At 46.9% G+C, this 8849-nt stretch carries 7 protein-coding genes; 3 read left to right on the top strand and 4 right to left on the bottom strand.

Annotated elements, in window-relative coordinates; translation table 11 throughout:
- Window positions 1-328: 328 nt before the first annotated feature.
- From RIE73_RS26530 to RIE73_RS26520, 3 genes are all read right to left on the bottom strand, one after another.
- Window positions 329-544: a hypothetical protein gene (locus RIE73_RS26530; protein ID WP_446404028.1), complete on the bottom strand. Its 216-nt coding sequence runs from the start codon at window positions 542-544 to the stop codon at window positions 329-331.
- Window positions 523-2025, bottom strand: coding sequence for an asparagine synthase B (gene asnB, locus RIE73_RS26525; RefSeq protein ID WP_446404027.1), 1503 nt, complete (start codon window positions 2023-2025; stop codon window positions 523-525). Before asnB ends, RIE73_RS26530 begins: the two co-directional genes overlap by 22 nt.
- A 336-nt stretch (window positions 2026-2361) precedes the next feature.
- Window positions 2362-3363: a phosphoribulokinase gene (locus RIE73_RS26520; RefSeq protein ID WP_446404026.1), complete on the bottom strand. Its 1002-nt coding sequence runs from the start codon at window positions 3361-3363 to the stop codon at window positions 2362-2364.
- An 818-nt stretch (window positions 3364-4181) separates the two neighbouring features.
- On the opposite strand from RIE73_RS26520, the gene petH reads away from it, so the two are divergent.
- Both petH and ftsH2 read left to right on the top strand, forming a co-directional pair.
- Window positions 4182-5363 carry a ferredoxin--NADP reductase gene (gene petH, locus RIE73_RS26515; protein ID WP_446404025.1) on the top strand — a complete coding sequence of 394 codons (1182 nt, stop codon included), beginning with the start codon at window positions 4182-4184 and terminating at the stop codon, window positions 5361-5363.
- Window positions 5364-5680: 317 nt separating this feature from the next.
- Entirely contained in the window at window positions 5681-7564 is a 1884-nt protein-coding gene (gene ftsH2 / locus RIE73_RS26510; RefSeq protein WP_446404024.1) for an ATP-dependent zinc metalloprotease FtsH2, read from the top strand.
- A 234-nt stretch (window positions 7565-7798) separates the two neighbouring features.
- Here ftsH2 and RIE73_RS26505 read toward each other — a convergent pair whose 3' ends face one another.
- The gene (locus tag RIE73_RS26505; RefSeq protein WP_446404023.1) at window positions 7799-8449 is read right to left on the bottom strand and encodes a type I restriction endonuclease subunit R; all 651 of its coding nucleotides are present in this window, start codon (window positions 8447-8449) and stop codon (window positions 7799-7801) included.
- A gap of 244 nt (window positions 8450-8693) precedes the next feature.
- Between RIE73_RS26505 and RIE73_RS26500 the strand changes: the two genes are divergently transcribed.
- Window positions 8694-8825, top strand: coding sequence for a hypothetical protein (locus RIE73_RS26500; RefSeq protein WP_446404022.1), 132 nt, complete (start codon window positions 8694-8696; stop codon window positions 8823-8825).
- Window positions 8826-8849: the final 24 nt, after the last annotated feature.

Below are 8849 nucleotides of genomic sequence, written 5' to 3'. Positions count from 1 at the left end.
AAGCCAGCCGTTGAGTTCCCATCGGTGCAACCTGCAAGACCGTCACACAAAGTCGAGTAGCTGCTTGTTGGGGGGTAAACTAGACATTTCCTGATTATATCCGAGAAAATGTCTAGTTATGTCACTAATTGTCTAGATATTTACCGACTGTTAGTTAACCCCAACTAATTACGAGTAATTTAGTTGGGGCTTCTCGGTAAGGAACACAAAAGCCCCTAAGAAGAGATAGGGTAAGGAGCGAGCGCTCTTTCTGGCGAGCCAACGCCGTCAACTGGAAGGACTTCAGGGTCAAAATGAATAAACAATAGAGTTTTTGATGACTCCCTTTTTAAAGTTCAATTTTTCCCCACACCCGACACCCCACACCCCACACCCCACACCCGACACCCCACACCCCACACCCCACACCCGACACCCCACACCCGACACCCCACACCCGACACCCCACACCCGACACCCGACACCCCACACCCGACACCCCACACCCCACACCCGACACCCGACACCCGACACCCAGCTCCCCTAAACGGGTCGTTCTGACCAACGAGCAACATTTGCCAGAATTGATTCAGGCTGCTCAAACACATCCATAAATATCTGGTGATAATAGCACTCTTCGGCAGAACGTAATCGTGCTTCTGGATGTTTTTGGCGATAGGCTTGGGCTTGGTCTTCGCTCATGACTTGTGACAGCATTTGGGTTAATAAATCCACGGTGCCACTGCCTTCATCAAACTGCTCTTTTGTACGCCAAACAATCTCAGTTGGTAACAAATCCTCAAAGGCTTTTCGCAAAATCCATTTTTCCACTAATGGATCACCCGCTAGTTTCAAATGGGCGGGAATTCTTTGACCAAGTTCAATCATTTTCAGATCTAAAAATGGAACTCGTCCTTCCAGGGAGTGAGCCATGGTTAAACGGTCTACTCGCTGTAAGTTAATGTTATGCAAGCTCGTCACCGATCGCCGTAATTCGCGATGCAGGATATCGTTATCGGGAATACCTTTGTAGTAGGTGTAACCCGCAAACAGTTCATCCGCCCCCTCACCCGTGAGAATCACCTTGACATACTGAGCGGCGAGTCGTGAGGTAAAGTAACAGGGAATCGCACTGCGAACTAAGTCTTGGTCAAAGGATTCCAGGGAATAAATAATTTCGGGGAGTTTTTCTTTAACTTCCTTGGGTGTAATCACATACTCATGGTGAATCGTATCCAGATGCTTAGAGACTAAACGGGCAGCTTTTATATCTTTACTCCCGTCAATTCCCACCGAGAAGGTGTGCATTTTATCGATATGCTGTCTGGCTACAGCCGTGGTGATACTGCTGTCTAAGCCACCGGAGAGGAAGCAACCGAGGGGAACATCACTCATCAGCCGCTTCACTACAGACGCTTCCACAGTTTCCCGCACTTCGCGAATGAAAGCCTCGGCGTCAGCATCTACCTCTGGCTGAATATCTGGCACTTGGTAGAACGTCGAAAACCCGGTTTCTGAGGAGAAAAAGGTTCCGGCTGGGAATTCCTGGACATTCTCGCACACAGAAGCGATCGCCTTGAGTTCTGAGGCAAAAATAAACGCACCATCTTTTTTGCCGTAGTATAGGGGTTTAATGCCAATGGGATCACGGGCGGCAAACAATTGATCCCCATCTGCGATCGCAAAAGCAAACATCCCATCGAGTTGGTCAACGGACTCGATTCCCTGATCTTCGTACAGATGCAAAATTGCCTCTGTATCGCTTTTAGTCCGGAACTTAAATCGTTCCGCTAACTGGGGGAGTAACTGAGGAAAGTTATAAATTTCGCCATTTCCGACAATCACTCGCGCCTTGCGATCGCCGTATATCGGTTGGTTTCCCCCTTGCGGGTCCATAATACTCAGCCGTCGATGTCCCAGAACACCCGCCTGGATTGGTGACACAAACATTCCCTCGGCGTCTGGACCTCGATGGATTAAGGCATCCATCATCGTTTTGACGCTGGTTTGATCAATTTGCCCCCATATTCCAGCAATACCACACATTTATGCTATGCACTCCTTTTAATTTTGTTTCCATCGAGTGACTTTGCCACGCCTATCAATCTTGACACATCGCTCAATCTGCATTTGTCAGTTGGTAACATTAGCGGGTGTGTGCATCGAATGTAAAGGATGAACTGTCGAGAGTGCAGAGGTGCAGCGGAACAATCATGTCTGTCCATACTGCCATATGAACTAAAGTGTTTTGGTCAACCTTATTTTCACAGCCATCCCACGACTTCAGGGCTACTGAAAACCCAGACCTCAGCTCTTAGCAGGTCTGGGTAGTTTATATCAAAAATTATGGCGTGGGGCTTCTCGCGGATTAAGCTAATTCAGCTATACACTAGCTGGCACTTGCGCCTTAGATGTTAACCGTTCATAAGTGGCTCGCATCTTCAGACCCACCAGAATCTGGAATAATCCAGAACCATTGTTAGAACCGGGATAGTCCTTATGCTTGAGCAACAGTTCGGTCATCTCACCATAGTATTTCGTGGAGGTGTTGCTGAGGTGACTTTCGATGTAAATCATCTCCTCTAGATTGTCAAATTGACCATCCACTTCCAACACAGATACATCATGACCGAAGTAGCTATCCGGACCATAGTACAACTTGATCCCAGGATAAGCACAGGTCAACTTCCGACCACAAGGTCTCCAGTCAATTGTTGAGCCTTCATCAAACAGATAGACAGGTTCAAAGCCTTCTACACCTTCCTTCTGTACCAAGCGCACCCGCAGGATCTTGCATTCTTTATCTTCTTTGAGTAACTGAGTCGGTAATATCTGAATCACGACATCAGCAAACTCTTTTTGGGGTTCGATGTAAGCACTGAAGTCAGGGCGTCTAGCGTTAATCGACGCTAGAATATCTTCGTAGGTATGCCCCCGTTCTGCCATGTCCCGCTGGATTTTCCAGTTAATCTTGACTTCATCACTGATATCCAGATAAACACCGAAATCAACCAGCGATCGCACCCGCTCATCATACAAGGGGTGCAATCCTTCGATTACCACGACTTTATTAGGTTCTACTCGTTCCGGTGGATCAAGTTCACCCGTCTCGTGGTTATAAATTGGCTTATCAATCGCCTGACCATTTTTGAGCGCTTTGATTTGCTCATACATCAGGTCAAAATTATTCGCCTTGGGGTTAAGTGCTGTTACCCCTGCCGCTTTACGCCCTTTACGGTCTAAGCTGTGATAGTCATCTAAGCAGATGACCGTCATAAACTCTTCACCAAATAGGTCTGCCAAGCGATGCAGAAATGTGGACTTCCCGCATCCAGAGTCTCCAGCGACGGCTATTAATACCACGCGGTCTAGCTGAGTGGTCATAGTTTCCCTCTAACGCAAAAAATAGTTTCAAATAGAGTTTCCAGCAATCCAAGTCCCAAGTCTAGGGTCAACCCGTCTGTTGCTCGCGTGCCTTTAACCCGTCACGGATTGGCGACAGGTGTGAGTCTTCCCCAGCGGATAAGACTCAAGCCAGACACGGGGTAAGTATTTAATACTAACGGCTGTTTGTGGATTCTACCAAAATGAGATTATGTCTACAAGTCTTAACGTTTCTCCTCAATTCCTTAACATAATCCTAAAGTGAGTTGTGCAAATTGGATCAAAAAATTTCAAATTGACTCGATTTTAGCTGTTTGTCGGTCAATGACCGAGTTCTCCACCAGAGCCACCTGCTGAGAATTGCCTCCTAACAGATGCCCACAGCAGTCATAAGAGTTGGAACTTTGCCAACTCAATCAATTAGACGTATTCTAGAGTATACATTGAACCGACTTCATTCCCCACCCAGTTGAGCCGAGTTAACGACTGTACACACTCCGCTTTGTCGTGAGCGTGTGGGCTGGAAGCCAAGTCAGTTGCCCAAACAGCGATTGGATGCAATGCCACTCGGATTGGCATTACTGGGAATTCATCCCACACTGAATAAAAGTTACAGCGTGGGACATCTATTGCCGGATTAGTTAACGGGGGAATAACGGGAGTCCACAGCCAGGTATCAAGGTCAATGACCTGCGATCAACTCTACGGGATGAAGCGACTGAAACCCTGATTGGGAGGTTGCTTCATTCGTCACGAATTGATGAAATGTTGTACTGAGCAATATATCGTAACCGATTGGTTTAGAGAGAAATAACGCAATGTCTAGTAACACCACGCCTAAGAATCGCCTGTTTCTTTACGAAGTGACAGGTCTAAGTCAGAACACCGAAACCGACAAAATGGATTATCCCATTCGTCGCAGTGGTAATACGTATATTACGGTGCCATACAGTCGCATGAATCAAGAAATGCAACGAATTACCCGCATGGGTGGCAAAATCGTCAGCATTCAACCTCTTGATGGTGTGATGAATGCCAAAAATGGAATGAATGGCAAAGCCACTGAAGCCGATGCAGCGCCGTCGCCGGAAACTATCGTTCATAAAAAATCCTCAAAAGAGGGTGTTCCTGTCAATCTGTACAAGCCCAAAAAACCCTATCTAGGCAAATGTATTGAAAACTACGAACTGGTTGCAGAAGGGGGATCAGGGACAGTTCGCCACGTCACCTTTGACATCTCTGACGGGGATATGTGGTACTTGGAAGGTCAGAGTATCGGCATTATCCCACCGGGGGAAGACGAAAGGGGTAAACCGCATAAACTCAGACTCTACTCGATTGCCTCCACTCGTCATGGTGATCACCAGGATGATAAGACAGTTTCCCTTTGTGTTAGACAACTGGAGTACAAGCACCCAGAAACCGGGGAAACCGTCTATGGCGTCTGCTCAAGCTACTTGTGCAATCTGCCAGTTGGCAGCGATGATGTCAAGATCACTGGACCGGTTGGGAAAGAAATGTTACTTCCCGAAGATCCAGATGCTACCATCCTGATGATGGCAACCGGTACAGGAATTGCCCCCTTCCGGGCTTACCTATGGCGGATGTTGAAAGAAAAGCACGAGGACTACAACTTCAAAGGGTTTGCGTGGCTGATTTTTGGTATCCCCTACACGGCAAACATTCTGTACAAAGAGGAATTGGAAAAACTCCAGCACGAGTTTCCCGATAATTTCCGTCTCACTTATGCCATCAGCCGGGAACAGAAGAACAAAGAGGGTGGCAAGATGTATATCCAGCATCGGGTGGATGAACATGCCGATGAACTGTTTGAGTTAATGCAGAAGGATAATACCCACACCTACATTTGTGGACTCAAGGGAATGGAAGATGGCATTGATGAGGCACTTGCGGCTGCTGCTGAACGGCAAGGGATGAACTGGGCTGATTTCCAGAAATCGATGAAGAAAGCCCATCGCTGGCACGTTGAAACCTACTAATACGGCTCCCTGGGCAGTTAAACGTCAAACGTTTTTTGTCTAGCTTAGATGAGCGCGTCTACAGGTTGAGGATTTAATCCTCCAGTGTAGGCGCGTTTTTGGTCTGTTCCCTGTTCCCTGTTCCCTATTCCCTATTCCCTAACAAATGACAAATGACCATAAGACAGTTGCCCAAATCCTGAGAATTACGTTAAATTTGATTAAGCAGAAGTAAAGTTTCCTATTGAAACCACCGTTTAAGCTGGACTTTGTGCTAAATAAGAGGCTCTTTAAGAGCAAAAGCCAAACCAGAAAACAAATATCTAGAGGCATAAGCAATGAAATTTTCCTGGAGGATTCTCCTACTTTGGACCATACCCGCTCTTGTCATTGGGTTTTTCCTATGGCAGGGAGCGTTTTCTCCGGCGGTTGGTGATTTAAGTCAAAATACCGCCAGCACCCGGATGAATTATGGTCGCTTTTTAGAATATGTTGAGAAAGGGAGAGTCACGAGTGTTGACCTTTATGATGGGGGTCAAACGGCGATTGTGGAAGCAATGGACCCGGATCTGAATAAAACGAATCGCTGGCGCGTCGATTTGCCGGCTAATTCTCCGGAGTTAATCACGAAGCTGAGAGAGGCGGATATTGCTTTAGATACCCATCCCGCCCGTCAAGATGGGGCGATTTGGGGCATCTTAGGGAATTTAATTTTTCCGATTTTATTAATTGGCGGACTATTTTTCCTCTTCCGTCGTTCGAGTAATATGGGTGGCGGTCCCGGTCAAGCGATGAACTTTGGTAAGTCTCGCGCCCGGTTCCAGATGGAAGCCAAAACCGGAATTCTCTTCGATGATGTGGCGGGAATTCAGGAAGCCAAGGAAGAATTGCAGGAAGTGGTGACATTCCTGAAGCTACCGGAACGGTTTACGGCGGTAGGCGCACGGATTCCCAAAGGGGTGCTGTTAGTTGGACCTCCGGGAACTGGTAAAACATTATTGGCAAAGGCGATCGCGGGTGAAGCTGGGGTGCCGTTCTTTAGTATCTCCGGTAGTGAATTCGTGGAAATGTTTGTCGGTGTGGGTGCATCCCGTGTGCGTGACTTGTTCAAGAAAGCCAAGGAAAATGCACCTTGTCTGATCTTTATCGATGAGATTGATGCCGTAGGACGACAACGGGGTGCAGGTATCGGCGGCGGTAACGATGAACGTGAGCAAACGTTGAACCAGTTGCTGACTGAGATGGATGGATTTGAAGGCAATACTGGGATTATCATTATTGCCGCCACCAACCGTCCTGATGTGTTAGACTCCGCCTTATTGCGTCCCGGACGATTTGACCGCCAGGTAATTGTCGATGCGCCGGATCTGAAAGGACGGATTGGTATCCTGGAAGTCCATGCCCGGAATAAGAAACTCGCACCGGAAATTTCCATTGAATCGATCGCCCGACGCACGCCTGGATTTACTGGGGCAGATTTAGCCAACTTGTTGAATGAAGCGGCAATTCTGACCGCCCGTCGGCGTAAAGAAGCGATTACCATGCTGGAAATCAACGACGCCGTTGACCGCGTAGTTGCAGGGATGGAAGGCACACCGTTGGTGGATAGTAAGAGTAAGCGGTTAATTGCCTACCATGAAGTCGGTCATGCGATCGTGGGGACGGTGCTAAAGGATCATGATCCAGTACAGAAAGTGACCTTAATTCCTCGGGGTCAAGCGCAAGGGTTGACCTGGTTTACGCCCAGTGAAGAGCAAGGCTTAATCACCCGCGCACAGCTTAAAGCCCGGATTACTGGGGCATTAGGAGGTCGTGCTGCCGAAGAAGAGATTTTTGGTCATGCTGAAGTTACCACCGGTGCGGGTGGCGATTTACAGCAGGTGACGGGAATGGCGCGACAAATGGTCACTCGTTTCGGCATGTCCGATTTAGGTCCGTTGTCTCTAGAAAGTCAACAGGGAGAAGTATTCCTCGGTGGCGGCTTGACGAATCGGGCGGAGTATTCCGAAGAAGTCGCCTCTCGCATTGATGAACAAGTGCGCCGGATTGTCGAACATTGTCACGACGATGCTAAGCGGATTATGCGCGACAATCGCGTTGTAATTGACCGCTTGGTGGATCTGTTAATTGAGAGGGAAACGATTGACGGCGAGGAGTTTCGTCAGATTGTGGCGGAATATACTCATGTTCCGGAGAAGGAGCAGTATGTTCCTGTGCTGTAATTTCGGATAGTTTAATTGAGTCATTGTAGGGATGGTGAATATCATCCCTATTTTTTTCTGTCTTATACCAAGTTGCAGTCTAATGTTAAACCGCCTTGGGTTTAAACCCAAGTCTCAAAGCTCAAGTCAGCTAAAGCTGACTGGATAAGAGTTTGAGTGCATTTGTGGATCTTCCGTACAAGCGCAACTACGAACCCAGGTTAAGTCTGTGATATTCATATCTTAATCAGAAATTTATTCCTGTACGGTTCCATTTATTATTCGCTTGATGATCTGTAGCACTTCATAGAACTCACGATTATTGTGTTTGGCGATGGTAAATTTGTCAGACAAGCCATACTGATGAGTTTGGTGATCCAATTTGATAAAAAGATAGTCTTCACCTGTTGTAATCATGCCAAAACTGGGCAATTCTGAATTCGGGTTTGCCATCATGTAGGCTAATGTCTGAGGTAAAGCCTGGATCACGCTAAATCCATAGCGTTTGGATTCAATCAGAACAATCCAGAATTGATTTTGCACGACTAAGGCATCTATAAATCCTTCTAAGATAGGTTCGGCTTCGCTTCCGCCGCCTTCAATTTCGATTTTGACAAATTGTTCTCCTCGAATTTTAAAAGGGGGATCGCAAAGTCCGGTTAATTCTAACAGCGGAGATAGAATAATGATATTGACGGTTCCTTCGGTGATGGCGGCGTCGGCGGCGTAGTAGAGATATCGGTGCTTGAGTCGATCTAGGGTGGCTTTTTCGGCGTCTGTAATATCGGGTAATTTCTTAAACCATTCGGGGAAAAACTCAGCGTCGTTTGTCTGGGTGAGGTTAAATTTATCCTGAATATCGTTTAAGTTTACTATCGCTTTGGTAATGCCTACGGTTTCAACCATGGGTTATTGAGGGTTTGGCGTTGATGTTGACTCTATCATGGTATTTAAGTGTTGTCTCCATAAAAATGTTATCGTGATATTGACATTTATCCTTTCTTGTGTTTAAAAAAGCAAGAGGAGGCGATTGAAATCGCTGCTACACAAACAATATCCCGGATCATTTTTTCTATATTGGTGATTTACCTGTGGTGGGAAAACGTCGGATTGATTGGAGTAATATCAGTTCCAAGATGGGCAGTATGGTTTGGTTGAACAGAGTCAGTTTTTCGGTGGATTTGACCTGAATGCTATCTTGACTGAGTGCATCAAAGATGCCGATCAACTCGGATCTGGCGCGATTGATAAATTGAGCGATCGCTATCCTCGCCAACGTTGATGGAGGAGGTGTAGAGATGCGCCA

Origin of the sequence: Coleofasciculus sp. C1-SOL-03 (genome assembly GCF_040220555.1) — a bacterium.
GTDB lineage: Bacteria > Cyanobacteriota > Cyanobacteriia > Cyanobacteriales > Coleofasciculaceae > Coleofasciculus.
The sequence above is the reverse complement of the archived record's forward strand: the minus strand, read 5'-3'. Positions and strand labels throughout refer to the sequence as shown.